Consider the following 23,576-nt stretch of genomic DNA (forward strand, 5'->3'; position numbering starts at 1 on the left):
GTAGGACCGCGATCCAGACGTGTGAGGGCCGGCACCAGCGGAATTCTGAGAGTGGAGTACGGATTGAAGCGCCCACATAGCCTTCGCATCCTCGCCGTGGCGGCCATCCTGCTGGGCATCGCGGGCTGCGGCAGCTCGTCGGAGACCAAGAGTGAGAACGCGAGCAGCAGCCCGAGCGCCTTCCCCATGACGGTCGAGCACGCGCTGGGGAAGATCACCATCCCGGCGAAGCCGGAGCGGGTGGCCACGGTCAACTGGGCCAACCACGAAGCGCCGCTGGCCCTCGGCGTCGTCCCGGTCGGCATGGCCGCCGCGAACTTCGGCGACGACGACGGCGACGGGCTCCTGCCCTGGGTGAAGAAGCGCCTGGAGGAACTCAACGCCAAGACGCCCGTTCTGTTCGACGAGACCGACGGCATCGACTTCGAGGCCGTCGCCGACACGAAGCCGGACGTCATCCTGGCCGCCTACTCGGGCCTGACCAAGCAGGACTACGACACCCTGAGCGAGATCGCTCCCGTGGTGGCCTACCCGGACGCCGCGTGGGCGACCCCGTGGCGCGAGATCATCCGGATGAACAGCAAGGCCATCGGGCTCGCCGACGAGGGCGAGAAGCTCATCACCGACATCGAGGGCGACATCGCTGAGGTCGTCGTGAAGTACCCGCAGCTCAAGGGCAAGTCGGCGATGTTCATGACGCACGTCGACCCCAACGACGTGAGCGAGATCGGCTTCTACACGACGCACGACACCCGCACATTGTTCTTCGAGGACCTCGGGCTGACGATCCCGGGCAGCATCACCGAGGCGTCCAAGGGCACCGACAAGTTCGCCCTGACCCGGAGCGCGGAACAGATCGACCTGTTCGACGACGTCGACATCATCACCGGATACGGCGACGAGAAGGGCGAGCTGCTCGAAAAGCTCCGCAAGGACCCGCTGCTGTCGAAGATCCCCGCCATCAAGCGCGGCTCGGTGTACCTCCTGCCCGGCAGCACGCCCTTGGGCACCGCCGCGAACCCGACGCCCCTGTCGATCTCGTGGGTGCTGGAGGACTACGCCAAGGCGCTCGCCGAGGCCGCGGACAAGGTCAAGTGACGTCGGTCGACACCGACCGCCCACCGGACGCCGCCCTCGTGCGGCGTCCGGCGCGCGTCCGGGTTCTGTGGCTGCTCGTCGCGGTACTGGTCCTGGCCGTGCTCATGGTGGCCTCCGTCGCCCTCGGCTCGCGCGACGTCGCCTGGTCCGACGTCTGGGCCGCGCTCGGCGGCGCGGACGGCACCCTTGAACAGGCGGCGGTCGCCAAGCGGATACCGCGTACCCTGCTCGCGGCGGTCATCGGTGCCGCGCTCGGCCTCGCCGGCGGTGTCATGCAGGGCGTGACCCGCAACCCGCTGGCCGACCCGGGGATCCTGGGCGTCAACATGGGCGCGTCGCTCACCGTCGTCACCGCCGTCGCGTTCTTCGGGCTCACCTCGCCGACCGGGTACATCTGGGTCGCGATGGCGGGGGCAGCCGTCTCGGCCGTGTTCGTGTACACCGTCGGCTCCCTCGGACGCGGCGGGGCCACGCCCCTCAAACTCGCGCTCGCCGGCGCCGCCACGTCGGCGGCCTTCGCGTCCCTGGTCAGCGCCGTCATCCTGCCCCGCAACGACATAGCCGGAGGTTTCCGGCTCTGGCAGATCGGCGGGGTCGGCGGCGCGTCCTACGAGCGCATCGGGCAGGTCCTGCCGTTCCTCGTCGCCGGCCTCGTCGTGTGCCTGCTGTCCGCGCGGGCGCTGAACTCGCTCGCCCTAGGTGACGAACTCGCCGCCGGGCTCGGCGAGCGCGTCGCCGTCGTCCGGGCCACGGCCGCTCTCGGCGCCGTCGTGCTGTGCGGGGCGTCGACGGCCGTCGCCGGGCCGATCGGCTTCGTCGGACTCGTCGTCCCGCACGCGTGCCGCCTGCTCGTCGGGGTGGACCACCGCTGGCTGCTGCCGTTCTCCGCTCTGCTCGGCGCGTCGCTGCTCACCGCGGCCGACGTCGTCGGCCGCATCGTGGCGCGCCCCACGGACATCGAGGTGGGCATCGTGACGGCGCTGATCGGCGCCCCGTTCTTCATCCACATCGTCCGCCGCCAGAAGGTGCGTGAGCTGTGAGCGAGCGAACCGACAGGCACAGCAGCGCCCCCGCCGTCACCCGGCCCTCCGTCGTCCAGGCCGTCGCCCGCGGACGCCGCCGGAGCGCCTCCCGGCGCCGCCTCGTCGTCCTGATACTGGCGGTGCTCGTCGTCGCCGGGTTCGCCGTGACCCTGATGTTCGGGCAGACCTTCTACCCGCCCCGCGACGTGGTCCGCGTCATCCTCGGTGAGCAGGTGCCGGGGGCGTCCTTCACGGTCGGGCGGCTCCGGCTACCACGGGCCGTCCTCGCCGTGGTCGCGGGATTCAGCTTCGGCCTGGCCGGTGTCACCTTCCAGACGATGCTCCGCAACCCGCTGGCCAGCCCCGACATCATCGGTATCAGCTGGGGGGCGAGCGCCGCGGCGGCCATCGCGATCGTGTCGCTGTCCCTCGGCGGGACCCAGGTGTCGATCCTCGCCATCGTCTCCGCTCTCGCCGTCGCACTGCTGGTGTACACCCTGGCGTTCCGGGACGGCGTCGTCGGCACGCGGCTCATCCTGATCGGCATCGGGATCTCCGCGATGCTCGAAAGCATCACCTCCTACGTCCTGTCCCGGGCCGCCGAGTGGGATCTCCAGGAGGCCCTGCGCTGGCTGACCGGCAGCCTCAACGGCACGACCTGGGAACAGGCCCTGCCCGCCCTCGTCGCGCTGGTCGTCCTCACCCCCGTCCTGCTGGCGAAGTCGCGCGACCTGTCGGCGATGCGGCTCGGCGACGACACCGCCTCCGCCCTCGGGGTCCGCGTCGAACGCACCCGCGTCACAGTGATCGTCGCCGCCGTCGGCCTGATCGCCTTCGCCACGTCGGCGGCCGGGCCGATCGCGTTCGTGGCGTTCCTGTCCGGCCCCATCGCGGCCCGGCTGGTCGGTGCGGGCGGTTCCCTGCTCGTGCCCGCCGGGCTCGTCGGCGCCCTCCTGGTCCTCGTCGCCGACTTCGCCGGCCAGTTCGCGTTCGACGTCCGCTACCCGGTCGGCGTCGTCACCGGCGTTCTCGGCGCGCCGTACCTCGTCTATCTGATCGTCCGCACCCATCGGGCCGGAGGCTCGCTGTGACCACGTCCCACTCCCTCGTAGCCGAGGACCTCACGCTCGGCTACGGCGACCGCGTCGTCGTCGAGTCCCTTGACCTGTTCGTGCCGCCCGGCGAGATCACGGTCATCGTCGGCGCGAACGCCTGCGGGAAGTCGACACTCCTGCGTTCCCTGTCCCGGCTGCTCGTGCCCCGCGAGGGCCGTGTCGTGCTGGACGGCAGACAGGTGCACCGCATGCCCGCCAAGGAACTGGCCCGTACGCTCGGACTGCTGCCCCAGTCGCCGGTCGCGCCCGAGGGCATCACCGTGCTCGACCTCGTCGGCCGTGGCCGCCACCCCCATCAGGGGATCTTCTCCCGGTGGAACGACTCCGACGACGCCGCGGTGGCGGCGGCCCTGGAAGCCACCCAGACGACCGACCTCGCCGAGCGTGCCGTCGACGAGCTGTCCGGCGGCCAGCGCCAACGGGTCTGGATCGCCATGGCGCTGGCCCAGCAGACCGACCTGCTGCTCCTCGACGAGCCCACCACCTTCCTCGACGCCAGCCACCAGATCGAGGTCCTCGACCTGCTGACCGACCTGAACCACACCCGCGGCACCACCATCGTGATGGTCCTGCACGACCTCAACCTCGCCGCCCGCTACGCCGACCACCTCATCGCCCTGGCCGACGGCCGCCTGCACGCCTCCGGCACCCCGGCCGAGGTCCTCACCGAAGACAACGTCCGCACCGTCTTCGGCCTCGACAGCCGCATCATCGAAGACCCCGTCTCCGGCAGCCCCCTGATGCTCCCCATCGGCCGCCACCACATCCGACCACAGGCAGGAGAGGCTCGGGCGGCGGCCTCAGCCACCCGCCGGGCCGCAAGGTGATCGCTCAGGCGTCGGTCAGCGGCGCGGAGCGCGGTCACGGCACGAGCAGGAACCGGGTCGCCTGGCTGCGGCGGGGCTTCGGCAAGGCCTCTCCGGGCGCGTGCGACACCTGGACCGCGACAGCGTCCGGCGTCGCCTGACGGCGGCCTCCTCGCGGGAGGAGAAAGCCAGTGGCGGGCCCGCTGTCGCCGTGGTCCCGAGCCTCCTTCTCCCGGGCCCTCACTCAGCGGCCCGGTCCCGCCGGCGGGGTCGAGAGGGCGAGCAGGCTGATCAGGTCGTAGGCCACGTGCGAGGCCGCGACCGACGTGATCTCGGCGTGATCGTAGGCGGGGGCCACCTCGACGACGTCCGCGCCGATCAGGTTGCCGCCGGCGAGGCCGCGCAGGATCTCCAGTAGCTCCCTGCTGGTCAGGCCGCCCGCCTCCGGGGTGCCGGTACCGGGCGCGTGCGCTGGATCCAGCACGTCGATGTCGATGGACAGGTAGAGCGGCCGGTTGCCGATGCGCTGGCGGAGCGCGTCGACGACCTCGTCCACGCCGCGCCGCATCACATCCGCGCTGGTGACGATGCCGAAGCCCATGCGCTTGTCGTCGTCGAGGTCCTGCTTGGCGTACAGGGGGCCGCGGGTGCCGACGTGGCCGATGGCCTCGGTGTCGAGAATGCCCTCCTCGATCGCGCGCCTGAAGGGAGTGCCGTGCGTGTATTCGGCGCCGAAGTAGGTGTCCCAGGTGTCGAGGTGAGCGTCGAAGTGCAGGAGCGCGATCGGTCCGTGGCGGCGGGCGGCGGCGCGCAGGAGCGGCAGCGCGATGGTGTGGTCGCCGCCGATGGTGACCAGCCGGGTTCCGTCCGCGGTCAGGCCCGACGCGGCCTCCTCGATGGTCTCGACGGCCTCGCCGATGTCGAACGGGTTGCACGCGATGTCGCCCGCGTCGGCGACCTGCTGGGTCGCGAACGGCGAGACGTCCAGGCCCGGATGGTACGGACGGAGCAGGCGGCTGGCCTCCCGGACCGCCGAGGGGCCGAACCGCGCTCCCGGGCGGTAGGACACGCCGGTGTCGAACGGCACTCCCACGATCGCGACGTCGGCGCGCCCGACCTCGTCCAGGCGGGGCAACCGGGCGAAGGTCGCCGGGCCGGCGAAGCGCGGGACGCGTGAGGAGTCGACAGGCCCCCGGGGCTCGGTCATTCTGGTCAGTCCTCTCGGGTCGGCGGGTCCGTGCGTCGTCGTATTGGCCGCGGCGCACGTGGATCCCAGGTCGCGATCATGCGAGACGGGCAGGCGCATACCGAGACTAATGAGCTCGGGCCGCGATGATCCCTGGCTGAAGCGTCCAGGTACGTTGTGCGAATCGTCCATTCCGCCACCCCGAACACCGGTTCATAAACTCGGTCCCACATACGAGTCGAGGAGGGTCGTGAGCGACAAGATCAAGCAGGCCGGGCTTCCGGCCGCGTTCGCCTGGTCCCCGAAGGGCTGGCCTTCGGAGCGTGCGTTCAGCGAGCGGGACGCGGCCGAGGTCTGGTGCTACACCGACAGGTTCTCCTACTTTCCCGGCGAGACGGTCCGGTTCCATCTCAGCGCCGGCGTCCCGTCCTTCGAGCTGCAGGTGCTCCGCGATGGGCTGGAGCCACAGGTCGTGTGGTCACGTTCGGGGCTGTCGGCGGGCCGCTTCGAGGCACCGGCCGACGCCCATGCCAACGGCTGCGGCTGGCCCGTCGGGCTGGAGCTGGAGATCCCCGACGACTGGCGCAGCGGTTTCTACATCGTCGTTGTGCGCGCCACCACCCCGGCCGGCGAGCTGTGGGAGCGCGAGCACTTCTTCGTCGTCAAGGCGCCCGCGCACCGGCGAGTCCGCGCCGCGCTCGTGCTGACCACCAGCACGATGCTGGCCTACAACGACTGGGGCGGCGCCAATCACTACCGCGGCCTGGGCGACGACCCCCGCAACGACGCCGGATCGCCGCTTGCCTCGACGCAGCGGCCCATCGCCCGCGGCATGATCCGGAAGCCGGCCGGCGCGCCGCGCGAGGCCAACACGGGATCGCTGCCGATGTACGGCGCCCCGCGCTACCCCTCGTATGAGTGGGCACGCCTGTTCGACTACAGCCGCCACCACGCCGACGCGTTCTGGGCCACCTACGAGCGGCACTTCGTCCTCTGGGCGGAGCGCCACGGGTACGAACTCGACTACCTGACCCAGCACGACCTGCACTTCGACCCCCACGCGCTGGACGGGTACTCCTGCGCGATCGTCGTCGGGCACGACGAGTACTGGTCGTGGCGCATGCGCGACGCCGTCGACGCGTTCGTCGACGCGGGCGGCAACCTGGCCAGGTTCGGCGGCAACTACCAGTGGCAGGTACGGCTCAGCGAGGACGGGACCACGCAGTACTGCTACCGGCTGCCGTCCGCGGACCCCGGCGCGCGGGAGGCGCCCCATCTGGCCACGACGGTGTGGGAGGCGAAGTCGGTCGGCCGGCCGGGCGCGACCACCATGGGGCTCAACGGTCTGGGCGGGATCTACAACCGTTACGGCGTGGCGACGCCGCGCTCGTCGGGCGGCTTCACCGTCTACCGGCCGCACCACTGGGCCTTCGAGGGCAGTGATCTCTACTACGGCGACCTGCTCGGCGGGCCGCCGTCGTTCCTGGCCGCCTTCGAGCTCGACTCTGTCGAGTACACGTTCCGGCGCGGGTTGCCCTACCCGACGTTCGAGGACGGCGCGCCCGAGACCTTGGAGATCCTCGCGCTCGCGCCCGCCGTGCGGGGCGAGGAGGACCGCTTCGGCGGCCGGGTGCCGATCGGCGGGCCCGAGGAGGAGGTCTACGCCTACAACGCGGACCTCGGCGACGATCTACCTGACTACGTGCACGAAGGCGAGATGCGCGGCGCCGGGATGATCGCGGCCTTTACCCGTGGCGACGGCGAGGTGTTCAACGGGGGCACCACGGAGTGGTCCCATGTGCTCAGTCTTGGAGACCCGTTCGTCGAGCGCATCACGCACAACGTCCTACGCCGCTTCGGAGCCGCCGCGTGACCGCCGAGCATATTCCAGGCATCGACCAGGTCCGGGCCGTACACGCCGGGGCCGGCGAGCGTTTCGTGCCCCCGCTGAGCGACTACCACCTGCTGTCGGAGGAGTGGGTGGAGGAGGAGTTCCGGATCTTCGGCGGAGCGGCGAGCTCGTATACCGGCGGTTTCTGGACGGGCGAGCCCGGCGCGGTGCGATTCGACTCCTGGCCCTACGACGAGATCTGCGTCATCCTCAAGGGCCGCGTCGCGGTGCAGGACGCGGCTGGGCGGCGAAAGGAGTTCGGCGCCGGGGAGTCGTTTTACATTCCTCAGGGATTCCGCGGCGACTGGATCACCATGGAGCCGAGCGCGAAGGTCTTCATCGCGGTGAGCCGCTGAGCTGCGCCGATGGCAAGGGCATGGCGGCATTGACACTAGAGTGGCGGCATGCTGCCACTCAGCGTGTTCGTCGCTCGGCTGAGGCTGCCGGTGCGCGCGGGTGAGGATCACCTCGACGTCCCGATCCGCTGGGTGCACGTCAGCGAGTTGACCGATCCCTCGCGCTACCTACAGGGCGACGAACTGCTCCTGCTGGCGGGCACCAACCTGCGGCCCGAGCTGAGCACGGAGTACGTGGCCCGGGTCAAAGCCGCCGGGGTCGCGGCCATCGGGTTCGGCGTGACGCCGGTCTTCGACCGGGTGCCCGAAGAGCTCGTGGCGGCCTGCCGGGCGCACGGCCTCCCGCTGCTGGAGGTCCCTGCCGCGGTGACGTTCGAATCCTGCGCCGAGCTGCTCTACGGAGAGTTGCTCTCCTCGGAGATGTCGGAGATCAAGCGGCTCACCGACGCCCAGCGTGCCCTGATCAAGGCCGCCACCGGCCCGTCCTCGCTTACCCGGACGCTCGAACTACTGGCCACGCACATGGGAGGGTGGGCGCTGCTGTCCGATCGGGTCAGGCCGCGGGAATGGGCCGGGGGCGAGCCGCGGATCGACGATGAGGTACGGGTCGCCATCGATCGGGTCTGCGCCAGCACGCGCCCGACGAGCGTCACGATGAGCTCGGTCGACCAGCGGGTCATGGTCCAGTCGGTGGTCGGCCCGCTGCCCTGCGGCTACGCGCTGGCCGTGGGCGCCCCGATCGTGGCCGGGGTCACCGACCGCGCCCTGATGACGATGGCGGCCTCCCTGCTCAGCCTGCTCATCCCCGCTCCGGCGGACGACTGGCCCGCCCACCAGGTCGGCCGGGCGGCACTGGCCCTGGCACTCGACCCGCACTCACCCCGCTGGGTCCGGCACGCCGCGGACGTGTTCGGCGTCCAGGACTCCGGTGCCCGCTGGCGGGTCGTCTGCGCGCGTGCCGCCGCCGGCACGGGTACCTCCGCCAGGCTCGGCGAGCTTGCCTCCATGCTGGCCTCGCCGTTCGTCGACCAGGACGGCGAGGTGTCCATCGCCCTGTTGCCGGAGTCCGTACCGCCGGCCCGGATCACCGACGACCTCGGGCGGGCCGGCTGGCTGGCCGGGATCAGTGCGGCTCATCCGGCCGCGCAGCTGAGGACGGCGTACGAGGAGGCCGTCCAGGCGCTGCGCACGGCCCTGTTCCAGGGCGCCTGTGTGATCAGCGGGACCGAGGTGGACGGGCTCGCCGCGGCGCTGGACATGAGCCGCCTGCGCGACTACGCGGACCGCCGCTTCCGCCCCCTGCGCGAGCGCCGTCAGCAGGACGCCGCCGATCTGCTCGCCACGTTGCGGATCTGGCTGCGGCACAACGGCCACTGGGACCGTGCCGCCGAGGAACTCGGCGTGCACCGCAACACCGTCCGTCACCGCATCGGGCAGATCGAGACCAGCCTCGGCTGCCGGCTCGGCGACGCGGAAACACGCATGGAGCTGTATCTCGCCCTGCGGGCGCTTGAGGAGATCTAGGAGAGCCGGACTGTGCGGAACGTACAGTCGCGGCACTGTGGCCTGGATGGATCGTCACTCGTCCAGCCCGCAGGGCCCGCCATAGGCTCCCCCCAATCGGCCAGGTGGCTCGGTTCCCAGGCCCTCCCCCTCCCCCATCCCGTGCACCGGTGTCCTGCCCCGGAGTAAGGAGCGAACACATGCCAGGTCACGTCACCGGAAGTCCCGCGAACAGGCCCGACGCCCTGGCCGGCAACGTCATGGGGACAAAGGACCTCGTCTTCACCGTCCTGGCGGCTCTGGCCCCCCTGACGCTCATCGTCGCCGTCGCCCCACTGCACTTCCTCAAGGGTGGCGCAGCCGTCCCCGGCGGCTACCTGGTCGCCGGTGTGGTCATGGCGCTCTTCGCCGTCGGTTTCATGACCATGAGCCGCTACGTCCGCAATGCCGGAGCGTTCTACGCGACCATTGCCCGGGGGCTCGGCAAGCCGACCGGCTCGGGCGCGGCGATGCTCGCGGTCGCGGCCTACAACGCTCTGCAGATCAGCACGTACGGCGCGCTGGGCGTCTACGCCAACACCACCTTCGCCAAGTACTTCCACCTCGACGTGCCGTGGTACGTGTTCGCGCTCATCGGCCTGGTGTTCGTCGCCTGGCTCGGTTACCGCGGCATCCACACCAGCGCCCGGATCCTCGGGATCCTGCTCGTTCTGGAGACCGTGGTGCTGGTCGTGCTGGCGGTGTACGTCCTGGCGAAGGGCGGGATCGGCGACTGGTCGGCCTCGTCGTTCTCGCCCGCCACCGTGCTGAACCCGGGCAACGGCGCCATGTTCGCCCTGGTCGCCGGGGCCTTCATGGGCTTCGAGGCCACCGCGATCTTCAGTGAGGAGGCGCGCGGCGGCATCCGGACGGTCCGGCGGGCGACCTACATCGCGGTCGCCTTCATCGCCGTCTTCTACGCCTTCATCACCTGGGTCATCGTCCTGGCCTACGGTCCGGCCAAGATAGCCGCCGCGGCCGAGGCGGACCCGGTCAACCTCGTGATCACCGTCTTCGACACCTACGTGCCCGCGCCGATCGTCGAAGTGATGAACATCCTGCTGCTGACCAGCGCGTTCGCCGCCCTGCTCGCGCTGCACAACGCGGCCAACCGCTACTTCTTCGCGTTGGGCCGCGAGGGACTCCTGCCGCGGGTGCTGGGCCGTACGCACCCGCGGACCAGGGCGCCGTGGGCCGCGGGGCTCCTGCAGACCGTCGTGGCGGCGGTCGTCATCGCCGTGTTCGCCGCCTTCGGGCTCGACCCCTACCTGGGGCTGCTGCTGTGGGGCAGCGCGCTCGGCTTCCTCGGGATCATCACCCTGTGGGCACTGTGCAGTCTGGCGATCATCCGGTTCCTGCGCCGCGAGGCGCCCGAGGCCGGGCTCTTCCGCACGACGATCGCCCCCGGGCTCAGTTTCGTGGCCCTGGCAGTGGTGCTCCTCCTTGTGCTGACCAACCTGCCGCTGCTGACCGGCGCGGGTACCGTCACCAATGTCCTGATCGTGGGTGTCGCCGTCGTCGCCCTCTTCGGCGGCGTCGTACGAGCGCTGTACCTGAGAGCCCGTTCGCCCCGGCTCTACGCCGGGCTGGCGCAGACATCCGTCGACGAGCCGCGAGACCTGGTGGCCGACAATGCCTGAACCCTCCACGGAAGGCCGGGGCTACCGGCCGGTCGATCTGGCCGCGGTGTTCAACGCACCGCGTTCGGTCCTCGATGACGGCGAGTCCTACCCACTCGGGCCGCGCACCCTGTACGGCATTCCCTTTCTCTTCGGGGACGAGCGCGCGGACGCGGCACTGCTGCGGGTGTCCGGAGAAGCCGTCGGCATTCCGGTGGAGCGCGCCTTCGAGTGGATGGTGATCGCCCACGCTCTGGAATCCCCAGACCTGTTCGACGGCCAGACGGTCGGTGGCGTCTGCGCGTACTACACGCTGCTCTACGAGGACGGTCACACCGAGCGGCTGCCGGTCCGCCAGCGTTTCGAGATCGGGCCCACGCCGCGGTTGTGGAGAGACCGGGCGATCCCGCTCGACTGGGGGCAGACGCCGTTCCTGGCCGTGCCCGACGCCCAGCACCGGCTGATGCCGCGCACCCACGGGCGCTTCGACGCGGCCGGCGCCCGGTTCGTCGACGTCGACGACCCGCAGGCCAGATCACCGTACGTGCTGCCCTACCGCTTCTACCTGTGGCCGTACCGCAACCCGCGGCCCGACGTGCCCGTGCGCGCCCTGGAGATCCGCTCGCTGGGCCCGAGCGTGCTCATCGGCGCCGTGACCACCAGCGAGCTCGACGAGGACCCGTTCGGGCGCACGGTGTGGCGCGACGTCCTCCTCGATCTCGATCCGCCGGCCGGCGCGGTCTCGGAGGAGTTGTCGGTGACCGTGGATCGCGGCTCCGCGACCTACCTCTATCGCCGGGTGGGCGGGGTGGACGGCCCCACACCGGCCTGGGGAGCGCCCGTCGAGGAGGAGCGGCGCGCCTATGTGCGCGTCGCCGCCACCCCCTCGGCCCGGCTGGCCCTCAGGCGGGGAACGTCCGAGATCAGCACCTGTGGCTGGCAGGAGCTGCTCGCCGCAGGCTCGCATCGCGACCGCGGGATCACCTGGCGCGTGCCCGACGCCGGGCGGGCCTGGGTACGCACGGTGGTCCGCGACGCGGCCACCGGCGAACCCGTCCCGTGCCGGATCCACTTCCGGTCCACCGACGGGGTGCCCTACCCGCCGCACGGCCACCACGGGCACATCAACTCCGACGGCAACACCTGGAACCTCGACATCGGCGGCGACGTCAGACTCGGCGCCACAACCTACTCCTACATCGACGGCACCTGCGAGGGCTGGCTGCCCCTGGGCGAGGTCACGGTGGAGGTGGCCCGCGGGTTCGAGTACCGGCCCCTGCGCACGACCGTCACGGTTCGCCCCGGCCAGGCCGAGCTGGAGCTGACGCTGACCCGGATGACCGACATGGCCGCGACCGGCTGGTACAGTGGCGACACCCACGTGCACTTCGTCTCGACCCTCGGCGCCGAGCTGGAGGCGCGCGGCGAGGACGTACGCGTCACGAACCTGCTGCTCAGCCAGTGGGGGCATCTGTTCACCAACACGGAGGAGTTCACCGGGCACCCGCACACGTCGGCCGACGGCCACACCCACGTCTTCGCGGGCCAGGAGAACCGCAGCGGCATGCTCGGCCACATCAACCTGCTCGGCCTGCGGCGCCCCGTCATGCCCTGGTGCACCGGAGGGGCCGAGGAGTCGGAGCTCGGCGGCGGCCTGGAGACCACACTGTCCCACTGGGCGGACGAATGCCACGAGCAGGGTGGCACCGTCGTCCTCGCGCACTTCCCGGTGCCGAACGGCGAGGCCGCCGCCCTGCTCGCCACCGGCCGGCTGGACGCCGTCGAGATGATCGCGTACGACCCGTACAACATCCGGGAGTACTACCGCTACCTGAACGCCGGCTACCGCGTGACCCTGGTCGGCGGCACCGACAAGATGAGCAGCGAGGTGCCGATCGGCCTCATCCGCACCTACGCGCACGTGCCGCCGCACGAGGACCTCGACTACTGGACCTGGTGCCAGGCCGTGCGGGAGGGCGCCACGTTCGTGACGAGCGGCCCGCTCCTACGACTGGACGTCGGCGGCCATCGGCCGGGGCAGGAGGTCCGGGTGCCCGCGGACACGACCGTCCGCGTCCAGGCCCGAGCCGAGTCGATCTTCGCCATCGACCGCATCGAGATCGTGGCCAACGGGCGCGTCGTCGCCGAGCACCGGTCCCATCGCCCGGAGTACGCGCTCGAACTGGCCGCCGACGTGCCGATCGCCGAGGACTCGTGGATCGCCGCGCGGTGCTACGGTCCGGGCGCCGATGTCGCCAGGCACCACGACGTGTGGGCCAGGCCCATCATGGCGCACACGTCACCGGTCTACCTGCGCACCGGCGAGGACTACAGCCGCTTCGACGGACCCACCATCGAGCACATGCTGAATCTTGTCGACGGCTCCCTGGCCTACATCGACGAGCGGAGCCGGCGCCTGTGGCCAGGCCAGGTCTGCCATCGCCACGGGCAGGAAGACCACCTGGCCTTCCTGCGGGCCCCGTTCCTGCAGGCTCGCGAGCTGCTGCGACGGCGTGCGGGCGAGCGACGCTGACGGTGGACGCCGTCACGGTCGCCGGGAGGCCCGCCTGAGCGATGCTCCGACGTGCGCGGTGGCCGACCTACCGGGACATGGCCTGAGCGCGGCGATCGGGGTCGCCATCGCCGCCGCGACAGCCGTACATCGCGCCGGGCGTGCTCCCGATCGTGAGCCGGCCACCCACCTCCGCCGGCCGCTCCCGCATCGTGCACGGGCCGTAACCCCTGCCGGGGGCGGACATGACCGAGGTCTCGTCGAATCCGGTGCCGTCGAAGACGTCCAGCTCGTTGAGGTGTCCGCACCGGGGGGAGGACCCCGCTAGGGGGTGAGGACGATCTTGTTGCACTCGTCCTGCTTGTGCTTGAACATCTCGTAGGCGCGTGGGGCGTCCTGCAGCCGCATGCGGTGGCTGATGACGAAGCTGGGATCGATGTCGCCGTTGCGGATCCTGCCCAGCAGGGGTTTCAGATAGCGCTGCACGTGGCACTGGCCGCTGCGCATCGTCAGTGACCGATTCATCAGCGAGCCCATCGGGAACTTGTCGATCAGGCCACCGTAGACCCCGATCACGGAGACGACTCCACCGTTGCGGCAGGACATGATCGCCTCGCGCAGGGCATGCGGCCGGTCGGTCTCCATCCGGGTCGCCTGCCTGGCCCGGTCGTAGGCGTGCGCGACGCCGGCGGGGTGATGGGCCTCCATGCCCACCGCGTCGATGCAGGCGTCCGGACCCCGCCCGGCGGTCATGTCCCGCAGCGCGTCGAGGACGTCGACCTTCTCGTAGTCGAGCGTCTCGGCGCCGGCGCGCTCGGCCTTCCGTAGCCGGTAGGGGAAGCGGTCGATGGAGATGACCCGCTCGGCGCCCATCAGGAACGCGCTGGCGATCGCGAACTGACCGACCGGCCCGGCGCCCCATACCGCGATGACGTCCCCGGGCTTGATGTCGCACATCTCCGCGCCCATCCAGCCGGTGGGCAGGATGTCGGACAGGAACAGCACCTGCTCGTCCGGCAGGTCGTCCTCGATCTTGATCGGCCCCACGTCGGCGAACGGCACCCGCGCGTACTCCGCCTGACCTCCGGGGTAGCCGCCGAGCATGTGGGAGTAACCGAAGATCCCGGCGGGAGAGTGACCCATGAGCTTCTCCGCCATACCGGCGTTGGGATTGGAGTTCTCGCACACCGAGTACATGCCGTGCTCGCAGGCGCCGCAGGCGCCGCAGGCGATCGGGAAGGGCACCACCACGCGATCGCCGACCCGCAGTTTTCGCACCTCGGGGCCCACTTCCACCACCTCGCCCATGAACTCGTGGCCGAGGATGTCGCCCTTCTTCATGGTCGGGATGTAGCCGTCGTAGAGGTGCAGGTCGGAGCCGCAGATCGCGGTCGAGGTGACGCGGACGATAGCATCGTGCGCGTTCAGGATCGTGGGGTCGGGGACCTCCTGGACCTCGACGGTGTTGCGACCCATCCAGCAGTTGGCTTTCACGAGGCACTCCCTGACATCACGGGCTGAGCGGGGCGTTGTACGGCCTGCCGCAGGGCACGGGTGCCCTCCGGGCTCCCTTCGGAGCGGACCACCTCTCCGATCTCCATGACCTGCTTGAACCGGCGCAGGTCGTCTCGTACCTGTTGCTCGGGATGCTCGCCCAGCAGCCTGGCGAAGGCCGCGCCCACCTTGCCACCCGGGGGGGCGTACCTGAGGTTGACCCGCACCTCCGTGCCGCGTCCGCCGGGCGCGTCGGTGAAACGCACGGAACCGCTGTTGTCGACGGTGGCCTTCCCGGTGGAGCGCCAGGTGATCACCTCGCCGGAGCGGTCCTCGACGATCACGGCATCCCACTCGATGGCCTTCTTCACGGGCCCCTTCGCCTTCCAGTGTGATCGCCCGTCACTGGTCGTCCGCACCGACTCCAGGTGCGTCATGAAGCGAGGAAGGTTCTCGAAGTCGCGCCAGTACCGGTACACGTCCTCGCGGGGGCGATTGATCGTGACGGCCGCGTGCAGGCTCATCCAGCGCGCGGACCTCTCCTTTGGACGGTGTCGGCTCGCGCGTATCGCGGCGCACAGGTCGGTGGCCGTGACGACGGCGACCGTCGCCGCCAGCGCTGTGACGCGGCCACGTCTCCAGCCGGTGCGGCCGGCGATCGCCCGGCCCAGCAGGGTCAGGTCCAGGGCGTCACCCGCGACCCGGGCCCACACCCAGGGGGCGGGATCGCGGCTGCTCAGCAGGGTCGCCGCGTGAAACAACTCCCGTACGCCCACCAGAGCCACCGCGCCGAACGCCTTGGGCGAGTCGTCGACTCCGGCCAGGCGGCTGACGGCACCCGGTGCGGCGAGTTGCGCCACGCCCAGTCCCAGGCTGGTCCAGCCCAGCGCGCGAACGAGAGGGGGAATCGGGTGTTCGTGTTCTTCAACCATGATCTTCCTCACCTGGGTGGTGGCTTCCCGCCGCTCCAGCGGTGGACACGACCGCTCTCGCCGCCCCATCTGCACCAGGGGCACCCCGACCGGATGGTCGTCCCTCCGGTCCACGGCGCACCCGCGCGGTAGTTCTCGTCCCTACCCGTGCTGACCTGGGATGACACCGACTGTCCGAATCCTTCAGACAATCCTGGACTTTCCGGAGACCTCCCCGACGGTTGGCGCTACCACCGGCGCTGGGCGTCCTCCAGGTAGCGCAGGACGGCGGTGACGCGCCGGTCCGCCTGATCGGTGGGTGCCAGGTCGAGCTTGGCGAAGATGCTGCGGATGTGCTTGTGCACGGCACCGTCGGTGACGAAGAGCCGATCGGCGATGGCGGTGTTGCCAAGTCCCTCGGCCATCAGGGCCAGCACGTCGCGCTCGCGGGGGCTGAGGCGGTCCAGTCCGCTGTCGGGCCTGGTGCGTGCGAGAAGCTGCGCGACGACGTCCGGGTCGATGGCCGTACCTCCGGCCGCCACCCGGTGCAGCGCGGTCAGGAACTCCTCGACCCGTCCGACCCTCTCCTTCAACAGGTACCCGAGGCGGGAGCTGCCGTGGGCGAGCAGTTCGGTGGCGAAGGCCTGCTCGACGTACGCGGACAGCACGAGCACGGCCAGGCCGGGTCTGCGGCGCCTGGCCTCGACGGCCGCGACGATCCCCTCGTCGGTGTGGGTCGGCGGCATCCGGACGTCGACGATGGCGACGTCCGGATCGTGGGTGTCGACGGCCTCCAGGAAGCCGTCGGGGCCGGCGGCGGTGGCCACGACGTCAAGCGACTCGGCGCGCAGCAGCAGCGCGAGGCCTTCGCGCAGCAGCGGATCGTCCTCGGCGATCACGATCCGCATGGCAGGCTCACAGTGAGGGTGGTGGGACCACCGGTGGGGCTGTCCAGCATGAATGTCCCATCGTGTGCTTCGGTGCGGTTACGGATGCCGACGATCCCGGACCCGCTGAGTTCGTTCGCCCCGCCGCGGCCGTCGTCGGTGATCTGGAGGTGGAGCCGGTCGTCGCGGCGGCGGACCCTGACGACGACGTGCCGGGCACGGCTGTGCCTGGCGATGTTGGTGAGTGCCTCGGCCACCACGAAGTAGGCGGTGGCCTCGACGGACGCGGCGCATCGGACGGGAACGTCGGCGTCGATCCGGCAGGGGACCGGGCAGCCGACGGCCAGGCCGGTGAGGGCGTCGGAAAGGCTCCGGTCGGTCAGTACCGGCGGCAGGATGCTCCGGACGACCCCGCGAAGTTCGGCGAGTGCCTGCTCGGCGGCGTCCTGCGCGCGTTCGAGAATGGCCTCCGCGTCGGCCGGGTCGCGCGCCACGGCACGACGGGCCGCGCCGAGCAGGACGGTGACGGCGACGATCCGGTTCTGGGTGCCGTCGTGCAACGACCGTTCGATCCGCCGCAGCTCGACGGCGTGCGCGTCCAGCGCGGCGGCACGGGTCGCGGTGAGCTGCGCGACCCGCAGCGCGAGGTCGGTGCCGGGGTCGGGTGCCAGGAGTCGCCGGCCGAACCATGCCTGCAGCCGTGCCATGCCCGGGGTGACGAGCATGGTGACGCCGATCCATCCCAGGCCCAGTGCGCCGACTCCGAGGGCACCGGGCAGGTCACGCACGGTCCAGAGCCCCATGGACGCGGTGGCCGCCTCGTCCGGTGACAGCAACCGCCACCACAGCGGGAAGGTGAGGTCACGCACCGCGTTGAGGGGCAGGGTGAGACCGGCCAGACTGAAGAACATGCCGAGGACGGCGTGGGTGACCACCCAGCCCAGCTCGCGGCGCGTGGCCGGATCGGTGAGGGCGGCGCGCAGCCCGGACGGTACCGGTCCCGGACTGATGATCTCCGGGCCCCAGCGGGAGAGGCGCGCGCGTTCCCGGCCGGCGACCGCGCGCACCCCGCGCAGCGCGACGGGCACCAGCGGCAGGCCCACGCCGACGAGGCAGGCCAGCGCGGTGACGACCACCGACAGGAGTACGACCAGCGCCAGGACCGCGGTGCCGAACCCGCCGGCGAGGTGTTCGAGGGCGTCCAGGGTGGTGCGGGCGCGGGCGAACACGTCCCATCGACGGGCCGGCCACGATGCGGTCGGGGGGTCATGGGTCGGCATCCGCACATCCTGGACCAGCCGGCGGGACATCGTCCAGGCGGTCGCCGGATCACCGGCCAGAAGTACAGCCTGCTGTACCTCGCCTGTCCCGGCGGCGGAGGCGCTCAGCGTCGATGCGTGCCGGACCCGCATCGGGCTCTCGGGACAGCCGAGTCACGATTCGGCTCCCGCCGGTGGTCAGTGCGGACTTCAACCGTCGGCAGTGCCGTATGTCAACTCCCTGAACAATCAACGCCGCTAGGCTTGTTCGGGGAGGTGGTGGCTGTGCCCGATCAGCGGGGAGGGGCCGTCGGCGAGGAGTCCGGGCCGTTGCGCCTGAGCATCGGCTCTCTGATGCGGCGGATCTTCACCGGTATCACCGGCGAGATCATGCGGGACGGGCCGCAGTCCCGTGACTTCGTGGTGCTCGACGTGCTGGCCGACGAGGACGCGCCCTCGCAGCAGGACCTCGCGCACCGACTCGGCATCAATCGGACGATCATGGTCAAGCTGCTCGACCGGCTCCAGCAGGCCGGTTACGTCACCCGGACCCGTAACCCGGCCAACCGCCGTACCCATGTCCTGTCACTGACCGACGAGGGTCGTGCCGCGCTGAAGGACATGCGCCAGGCCGTCGCCGACCGGGACATCCGGCTCACCGCTCCGCTGACCCCGGCCGAACGGCGGCGCCTCACCGAACTGCTGAGCAGGCTGGTCGCGTACGACGAGCGGTCCACCGTCGCGAGCACCGAACACCTCATCTCCCAGGCCCACTACCAGCTGCGCCGGCTCGGTGACCACAGGTTGGCGGAGTACGGCCTGCGCACCCGTCACTTCGGCCTGCTGCCCGCCCTGGACCGGCTCGGACCCTGCCCCCAGCAGCGACTCGCCCAGTATCTGGACCTCACCGAACCGGCCGCCGCGTCGCTGGTCGAGGAACTCGTCCAGGCCGGGATCGTGGCCCGCGGCCAGGACCCGCACGACCGCCGCCGCTACGCCCTGGAACTCACCGACCTCGGCCGAGCCCGCCTTCCCGCGGTCCGCGACGCGATGCTGGGCATCGAGCACGACATTGAGAAGACCCTCGGCCCCGACGGCGCCCAGGACCTCCGCGCCCTGCTCGTCAAGCTCCTGCCGTAGGCGAGATGCGAGAGCGCTCCACCCGGCCCTCGTGCCAGACCGGTGCGGGACGCGCGCCGGCGGGCCGACGTATCGCCCGAGCACTCGACCACATGACGAGCAGCACCGATCTGGCCGGTACCCCCGCCTACATGTCACCGGAGCAGCTCACCGACGAATCGCTCACGCCGGCCTCCGACATGTTCTCCTGGGCCAGCACGATGATCTTCGCCGCGACGGGGCGGGCGGCCTTTCCGGCGAGCAGCGTCCCGGCTGTTCTGCACGCCGTCCTGAACGGCGAGCCCGACGTCTCGGGCGTGCCCCAGCCGCTGCGTTCGCTGGTGGCCGCCTGCCTGGCCAAGGACCCGGCAGCAGTACCGGTACGCCTTCGGCCTGCGCGGCTCGACCGGCTCGATCAGCGTCGCCGGGCTGGAGGGCCGCAGCGCCGCGGGCTAGGGCCGTCGCGGACTCCGGAGCAGGACGTGCCGAGACGGCCGGGGCGCGCCGTGGAAGCGGGCCCCGGCCAGGGATCAGATGGAGCCGCTCTCGATCGCCTGCTTCAGGCCCGCCTGGGTCACCTCGTGGGAGGCGACGCCGTTGGCGACGACGAAGTCGATCAGCGAAGTGTCGGCGTCGAAGGTGAGGTACTCGGTGACCTCGGTCTTCCCGGAGGTCAGCTTGGTGAAGACGATCTTCTGGTGTGTGACGACGCCGGGCAGCGACCAGGTGTCCGTCTCGTAGCAGAGGGCGTCCGCGTTGATGCGCTGCTGCGCGTGCGTGTTGCTGGTGACGATCGCGCCCTCGTAGGGGATCTCCTCGACGGCGGTGAAGTTGATGTGGCGCTTGCCGTTCTTGAACCAGTCCTTGTGGGTGACGACCCGCTTCAGGAACGAGTGCATGCCGACGTGGTTGTTGATGTTGGAATATGCCGCGAACACTTTTTTGGCGGAGGCGTTGATCGTGATCGAGATGCTGCTCTGGGCCCGGCTCCGGCCGGAGCCGGCGGCGGGAGGCGTGGTGTCGTAGAACTTCTGGGTGTCCCATGCGGTCTGCCACTCGGCGGCGAGCTGGGTGTCGCCCGCCGGAGTGTCGGCGCTGGCGGGGCTGGAGAAGACGGTGATGACAAGGGCCGCGGCGAACAGCTGGGCCGCGAGGAGTCGAAGATGCTTCTTCACGTGTACCCCAAGAGGAGACAATAGGTGCATGTGATCTTCTATCGCATGTTGTTGTGATCTATGAGATTTCGTGGCGAAGAAGTGATAAATTTTCGCGACGCCGCACAACCCGGCGCGCTGCCGCGGCAGCGCCGGTGCCCTCCGCTCCCGGGTGCCCTCAGGTGCGTTCCTGCCGGGGCAGGACCACCTCCCGCAGGATGAGCAGGACGGCCGCGGCGATCGGGATGCCCAGCAGCGCGCCCAGCACGCCGAGCAGCGCGCCACCGAGCAGGGCACCGACGATCGTGGCGAGCGGCGGCACGTCGACCGAGCTCTTCATCACCGCCGGTGCGATCCAGTAGTTCTCGATCTGCTGATAGATCGTGAAGAAGACGAGGCAGACGACGCCGACGGTCGGGGAGACGAAGAAGCCCACCAGCGAGGCGACTCCCGCGCCGATGAAGGCGCCGACCAGGGGGATGAGGTCGGTGAGCGCCACGAACAGGGAGAGCGCCAGGGCGTACGGGACCTGCATGATGCTCAGGAAGAAGAAGGTCGTCACGCCGGCGATGAGCGAGATGATCAGGTTCCCGGCGACGTAGCCGCCGATGCTGTCGATGATCTGGTCGCCGAGCAGGGTCGCGCGGGTGCGGCGGGAGCGGGGGACGAGGCGGTAGGCCATCCTCTTGAGCGACTTCAGCGAGCCCAGGAAGTAGAGCGTCAGCACCAGCACGGTCAGCGAGTTGAAGACGGCCCCGATGAGGACCGACCCGATGCCGAGCACACCGCCGAACATCTGGGTGCCGAAGTCGCCGCTCGTCACGTACTGCTGCAGCTTCTGCAGCAGCTGGAAGCGCTGGTCCAGGTCGCGGATCATCGAGTTGTCCTGCAGTTCCTTGAGGTACTGGGGGAACTGCTCGACGAACTGGGTGGACTGCTCGGTCAGCGGGGGCACCACGGCCAGGCCGAAGCCGACGAAGACCCCGATGACGCCCAGGAAGACCACGGCGATGGCGGCCATGTGCGGCACATTGCGCCGCCGGAGAACCTCGACCGCCGGGTGCAGGCCGATGGCCAGGAAGAGCGAGACGATGATGAGGATCAGCACCGAGCTCGCGCTCACCACCGCCTGCACCAGCCACCAGGCGGTGAGCACGCCGAGGGCGGCGGTGAAACCGAACACGAACGGGTTGCCGCTCATCGAGCGCCCCGGACGGCCGAACGGATGGTCCGGCCCGGTACCCGAGGGCCCGGGCGCGGAGCCGCCCTGACCCGTCGCCGGTACGTCCGGCGGGGGCAGGGGACCCGCCGAGGTCATGATCGGTTCGAGGTCCGCGGCGGCGACCGGTTCGCCCTGGTCGGTCGATCCGGTCGGTGTGCTCCCTTCCGCCGGTGGAACGCCGGGAGGGGATGGTGCCGCCGCTGGATCGCGGTCGGCGGGGGTGGGCTCGGACACCAGCGCACCCTGCCCGTTTCAGGGAGAGATAGTCGGCTTCCGGCAGCCGTGATTCTCCTCACCACGGGCTCCGGTGCCGCGCCCGCACGGGCCCGCCTACGGCTACCGCTCGGCCGCGGCACCGGAGCCCGCGAAGGGAGGTCAGGTCATGCTGACGTACTGGCGGGGCCGGAGGGCGTGGCTGCGGAGGGCGGCCAGGGCGGCTGAGCGTCCGGCGGGGGTGAGGCTGCCGTCGACGCGCAGGCCGAAGGCGTCCAGGCGTCTGTTCAACTCGGTGAGCGAGGCGTCGACCTCCACGGTCTGCCACTCCGTGCAGTCGATCACCGCCGTGACGTGCTCGCGGTCGGCGGGGGCGCCGTCGGCGAGCAGCATCAGAGCCACCTCCCTGGCCGAGGTACGGAAGCCGCTCTCCCCCGAGACGGGGGCGAGCAGCGCGGCGGCGGCGGTCTCCCAGAGCAGGTCGGCGTCGCCGAGCAGGCGCTCACCCGCCGGGGTGATCACCAGGCGCCTGCCACTCTGGCGCAGCGCGCTCATGTGGCCCTGGGCCACCTCGCGGACCGCGGCCAGCTCCGCGCCGCTCCAGGTGCTCTCCGCGAGCACGGAACGGGCGAGGTTGCCCCGCTGGGTCAGCGGGATGCCCCCTGGGCGGCGGCCCACGGTCAGCAGCCAGCGCAGCGCGCCCAGGTGAGCCTCGTCGGGTGCCGGGATGGGCGCGTGCAGGCGTACCTCGAAGGGCTGGGCGAGCTCGCGCCAGGCGGTGCCCCGGCCGAGGACCCAGCGGTTGAGCCGCTCGCCCTGGACCCGGTGGAGCCAGTTGTCGCCGCCCAGCTCCGGACGGGGCGCGATGAGCCAGTGACTGGTGAGCGTCTGCCGTTCGGCGGAGTCGGGGGCGAGCCTTCCCGAGACGATGGCCAGCTCCAGCGCGGCCGAGCAGGCGCCGTGCGCGCCCAGCTCCTCGGGGCCCATGATCGAGCTCCAGTGCAGCTCGGGGACGTCGGGCGGAAGCACGCCCGTGGCGTCCAGGGCGCTCTGGTAGGCCGCCATGCCCGCGTCCTCGCCCAGGCGGGCGTAGGTGCGCAGGATGTGGGTGGTCGTGGGGGAGGAGCAGAGGGCGGCGTAGCGCTCCAGGCCGCCCAGCCGCAGCAGCCGGCCCAGCGCGTGGGCGATCACGGTGCGATCTCCGGTGACCTTGGAGGGCAGCGTGTACCAGAGGAACTCGCACACGTTGAGCTCGGTGATCGTCTCCAGCGGCTCGCCACCGGTCAGCCAGTCGATCGCGCTGCGCGCGTGCTCGGCGGAGGCGGGCTCGGAACGCTCCAGCTCCGACAGGAGTGCTGCCACGTCCGGTGCAGGCATGCCTCGAAGTCTGCCGTATGCGGGCCTGCTCTGACGATGAACGTGACGTAATGGATCCTGCACGGTGCCTACCCTAGGAAATGTCTTCTAAGTGGCTCATATGCGAGCTGTCAGATCCAGCCTTTCTTGAAAAGCATTCGTGAATTCCACTCGGCGTAGGGGATGATCTCGGCGGTGAGCACCGGGTGGAGCCACCAGAAGTTGACCAGCGCCAGCAGGGCGAAGGCCCCCACGATCGCGGCACCGGCCATCCGCCGCCCGGGTAGGGCGTCGGACGGGCCGATGATCATTCCGGCCGCGAGCACGATAGCCAGGATCATGAACGGGACCATGGGGATCGCGTAGAACAGGAACATGGTCCGGTTGTCGGCGATCGCCCAGTAGAACCAGGGGAGCCAGCCCGCGGCGTAGCCGAGGAGTACGGCCCCGGCCCGCCAGTCGCGGGTGGCGACGTACCAGGCGACCATGGCGATGAGGGGGTGTGGAAGCTCAGCACCTGGAAGTGGTAACTCAGCCAGGAGCGGAAGGAGTCGAAGACGAAGAACACCGGGCCCTGCGAGGTCGCCTGCGCCCAGTTGCGGCCCCAGCCGCCGGGGGAGGCGAACCAGCTGGCCCAGGAGGCGATGTAGGTGAGGGCCGGCAGCAGGGCCAGCGCGGGCAGGGCACTCGGCAGGTCCTTGCCGAGGGCCCCGCCGTACGGTCTGCGCAGGCCGATGGCCCGGCGGGCTCCGGCGTCCCAGACCAGGGACATGACCGCGAACGCGACGAGGAAGAAGATCCCCGACCACTTGAC

General features: G+C 70.6%; 22 protein-coding genes. 11 read left to right on the forward strand and 11 right to left on the reverse strand.

Annotation, left to right across the window (positions count from 1 at the left end; genetic code table 11):
- Positions 1-63 precede the first annotated feature (63 nt).
- Genes IG98_RS0136635 through IG98_RS51325 form a run of 5 tightly spaced genes read left to right on the forward strand, consistent with a single transcriptional unit; the run spans position 64 to position 4,202 of the window.
- A complete protein-coding gene (locus tag IG98_RS0136635; protein ID WP_030923274.1) occupies positions 64-1,098 on the forward strand; it encodes an iron-siderophore ABC transporter substrate-binding protein in 1,035 nt (344 codons plus the stop codon).
- A complete protein-coding gene (locus tag IG98_RS0136640) occupies positions 1,095-2,138 on the forward strand; it encodes a FecCD family ABC transporter permease (RefSeq protein ID WP_030923276.1) in 1,044 nt (347 codons plus the stop codon). Before IG98_RS0136635 ends, IG98_RS0136640 begins: the two co-directional genes overlap by 4 nt.
- Positions 2,135-3,211 carry a FecCD family ABC transporter permease gene (locus tag IG98_RS0136645; RefSeq protein WP_030923278.1) on the forward strand — a complete coding sequence of 359 codons (1,077 nt, stop codon included), beginning with the start codon at positions 2,135-2,137 and terminating at the stop codon, positions 3,209-3,211. The genes IG98_RS0136640 and IG98_RS0136645 overlap by 4 nt, the downstream gene beginning before the upstream one ends.
- A complete protein-coding gene (locus IG98_RS0136650) occupies positions 3,208-4,062 on the forward strand; it encodes an ABC transporter ATP-binding protein (RefSeq protein WP_030923280.1) in 855 nt (284 codons plus the stop codon). The genes IG98_RS0136645 and IG98_RS0136650 overlap by 4 nt, the downstream gene beginning before the upstream one ends.
- On the forward strand, positions 4,059-4,202 hold the full coding sequence (locus IG98_RS51325) for a hypothetical protein (protein WP_157594728.1): 144 nt from the start codon (positions 4,059-4,061) through the stop codon (positions 4,200-4,202). The genes IG98_RS0136650 and IG98_RS51325 overlap by 4 nt, the downstream gene beginning before the upstream one ends.
- Before the next feature lie 83 nt (positions 4,203-4,285).
- Here IG98_RS51325 and speB read toward each other — a convergent pair whose 3' ends face one another.
- A complete protein-coding gene (gene speB, locus IG98_RS0136660; RefSeq protein ID WP_030923285.1) occupies positions 4,286-5,248 on the reverse strand; it encodes an agmatinase in 963 nt (320 codons plus the stop codon).
- 229 nt (positions 5,249-5,477) lie between these two features.
- Between speB and IG98_RS0136665 the strand changes: the two genes are divergently transcribed.
- The 5 genes from IG98_RS0136665 to IG98_RS0136685 all read left to right on the forward strand — a co-directional run bounded on the left by IG98_RS0136665 (position 5,478) and on the right by IG98_RS0136685 (position 13,168).
- Positions 5,478-7,100 carry a N,N-dimethylformamidase beta subunit family domain-containing protein gene (locus IG98_RS0136665; RefSeq protein WP_030923288.1) on the forward strand — a complete coding sequence of 541 codons (1,623 nt, stop codon included), beginning with the start codon at positions 5,478-5,480 and terminating at the stop codon, positions 7,098-7,100.
- The gene (locus tag IG98_RS0136670) at positions 7,097-7,474 is read left to right on the forward strand and encodes a cupin domain-containing protein (RefSeq protein WP_211264279.1); all 378 of its coding nucleotides are present in this window, start codon (positions 7,097-7,099) and stop codon (positions 7,472-7,474) included. Before IG98_RS0136665 ends, IG98_RS0136670 begins: the two co-directional genes overlap by 4 nt.
- Positions 7,475-7,522: 48 nt before the next feature.
- On the forward strand, positions 7,523-8,998 hold the full coding sequence (locus tag IG98_RS0136675; RefSeq protein ID WP_030923296.1) for a PucR family transcriptional regulator: 1,476 nt from the start codon (positions 7,523-7,525) through the stop codon (positions 8,996-8,998).
- A 179-nt stretch (positions 8,999-9,177) separates the two neighbouring features.
- Positions 9,178-10,656, forward strand: a complete 1,479-nt coding sequence (locus tag IG98_RS0136680; protein ID WP_051753414.1) for an APC family permease — start codon at positions 9,178-9,180, stop codon at positions 10,654-10,656.
- Positions 10,649-13,168 (forward strand): CehA/McbA family metallohydrolase, encoded by a 2,520-nt coding sequence (locus tag IG98_RS0136685; protein WP_030923302.1) that lies wholly within the window; start codon positions 10,649-10,651, stop codon positions 13,166-13,168. Before IG98_RS0136680 ends, IG98_RS0136685 begins: the two co-directional genes overlap by 8 nt.
- A 67-nt stretch (positions 13,169-13,235) precedes the next feature.
- On the opposite strand, the gene IG98_RS51330 is transcribed toward IG98_RS0136685, so the two are convergent.
- From IG98_RS51330 to IG98_RS0136710, 5 genes are all read right to left on the reverse strand, one after another.
- On the reverse strand, positions 13,236-13,499 hold the full coding sequence (locus tag IG98_RS51330) for a hypothetical protein (RefSeq protein WP_157594729.1): 264 nt from the start codon (positions 13,497-13,499) through the stop codon (positions 13,236-13,238).
- The gene (locus IG98_RS0136695) at positions 13,472-14,641 is read right to left on the reverse strand and encodes a zinc-dependent alcohol dehydrogenase (RefSeq protein WP_030923305.1); all 1,170 of its coding nucleotides are present in this window, start codon (positions 14,639-14,641) and stop codon (positions 13,472-13,474) included. Before IG98_RS0136695 ends, IG98_RS51330 begins: the two co-directional genes overlap by 28 nt.
- Positions 14,638-15,573, reverse strand: coding sequence for an SRPBCC family protein (locus IG98_RS0136700; protein WP_030923309.1), 936 nt, complete (start codon positions 15,571-15,573; stop codon positions 14,638-14,640). Before IG98_RS0136700 ends, IG98_RS0136695 begins: the two co-directional genes overlap by 4 nt.
- 227 nt (positions 15,574-15,800) lie before the next feature.
- Complete coding sequence (locus IG98_RS0136705; RefSeq protein WP_030923311.1) at positions 15,801-16,460, reverse strand: response regulator transcription factor; 660 nt, start codon at positions 16,458-16,460, stop codon at positions 15,801-15,803.
- Positions 16,448-17,719, reverse strand: a complete 1,272-nt coding sequence (locus IG98_RS0136710; RefSeq protein ID WP_030923313.1) for a sensor histidine kinase — start codon at positions 17,717-17,719, stop codon at positions 16,448-16,450. Before IG98_RS0136710 ends, IG98_RS0136705 begins: the two co-directional genes overlap by 13 nt.
- A 264-nt stretch (positions 17,720-17,983) precedes the next feature.
- On the opposite strand from IG98_RS0136710, the gene IG98_RS0136715 reads away from it, so the two are divergent.
- The gene (locus tag IG98_RS0136715) at positions 17,984-18,838 is read left to right on the forward strand and encodes a MarR family winged helix-turn-helix transcriptional regulator (protein ID WP_245651871.1); all 855 of its coding nucleotides are present in this window, start codon (positions 17,984-17,986) and stop codon (positions 18,836-18,838) included.
- A gap of 127 nt (positions 18,839-18,965) precedes the next feature.
- On the opposite strand, the gene IG98_RS52120 is transcribed toward IG98_RS0136715, so the two are convergent.
- The 5 genes from IG98_RS52120 to IG98_RS53835 all read right to left on the reverse strand — a co-directional run bounded on the left by IG98_RS52120 (position 18,966) and on the right by IG98_RS53835 (position 23,250).
- Entirely contained in the window at positions 18,966-19,178 is a 213-nt protein-coding gene (locus IG98_RS52120) for a hypothetical protein (RefSeq protein ID WP_030923320.1), read from the reverse strand.
- A gap of 169 nt (positions 19,179-19,347) precedes the next feature.
- On the reverse strand, positions 19,348-19,992 hold the full coding sequence (locus tag IG98_RS0136725; protein WP_030923322.1) for an SRPBCC family protein: 645 nt from the start codon (positions 19,990-19,992) through the stop codon (positions 19,348-19,350).
- 157 nt (positions 19,993-20,149) lie between these two features.
- Positions 20,150-21,427 carry an AI-2E family transporter gene (locus tag IG98_RS0136730; RefSeq protein WP_030923323.1) on the reverse strand — a complete coding sequence of 426 codons (1,278 nt, stop codon included), beginning with the start codon at positions 21,425-21,427 and terminating at the stop codon, positions 20,150-20,152.
- A 141-nt stretch (positions 21,428-21,568) separates the two neighbouring features.
- Positions 21,569-22,783 carry a hypothetical protein gene (locus tag IG98_RS0136735; RefSeq protein ID WP_030923324.1) on the reverse strand — a complete coding sequence of 405 codons (1,215 nt, stop codon included), beginning with the start codon at positions 22,781-22,783 and terminating at the stop codon, positions 21,569-21,571.
- A gap of 110 nt (positions 22,784-22,893) precedes the next feature.
- Entirely contained in the window at positions 22,894-23,250 is a 357-nt protein-coding gene (locus tag IG98_RS53835) for a dolichyl-phosphate-mannose--protein mannosyltransferase (protein ID WP_051753416.1), read from the reverse strand.
- Positions 23,251-23,576 lie beyond the last annotated feature (326 nt).

This window comes from Streptosporangium amethystogenes, assembly GCF_000721075.1.
In the GTDB taxonomy this organism is placed as follows: Bacteria; Actinomycetota; Actinomycetes; order Streptosporangiales; family Streptosporangiaceae; genus Streptosporangium; species Streptosporangium amethystogenes.

Bases quoted from the DNA above. Each gene is read 5' to 3' on its own strand.
- IG98_RS0136705 (WP_030923311.1), bottom strand. From the start codon at position 16,460: ATGCGGATCGTGATCGCCGAGGACGATCCGCTGCTGCGCGAAGGCCTC.
- IG98_RS0136700 (WP_030923309.1), bottom strand. From the start codon at position 15,573: ATGGTTGAAGAACACGAACACCCGATTCCCCCTCTCGTTCGCGCGCTG.
- IG98_RS0136680 (WP_051753414.1), top strand. From the start codon at position 9,178: ATGCCAGGTCACGTCACCGGAAGTCCCGCGAACAGGCCCGACGCCCTG.
- IG98_RS0136675 (WP_030923296.1), top strand. From the start codon at position 7,523: ATGCTGCCACTCAGCGTGTTCGTCGCTCGGCTGAGGCTGCCGGTGCGC.
- IG98_RS0136735 (WP_030923324.1), bottom strand. From the start codon at position 22,783: ATGCCTGCACCGGACGTGGCAGCACTCCTGTCGGAGCTGGAGCGTTCC.
- IG98_RS0136685 (WP_030923302.1), top strand. From the start codon at position 10,649: ATGCCTGAACCCTCCACGGAAGGCCGGGGCTACCGGCCGGTCGATCTG.
- IG98_RS0136710 (WP_030923313.1), bottom strand. From the start codon at position 17,719: ATGCCGACCCATGACCCCCCGACCGCATCGTGGCCGGCCCGTCGATGG.
- speB (WP_030923285.1), bottom strand. From the start codon at position 5,248: ATGACCGAGCCCCGGGGGCCTGTCGACTCCTCACGCGTCCCGCGCTTC.
- IG98_RS53835 (WP_051753416.1), bottom strand. From the start codon at position 23,250: ATGGTCGCCTGGTACGTCGCCACCCGCGACTGGCGGGCCGGGGCCGTA.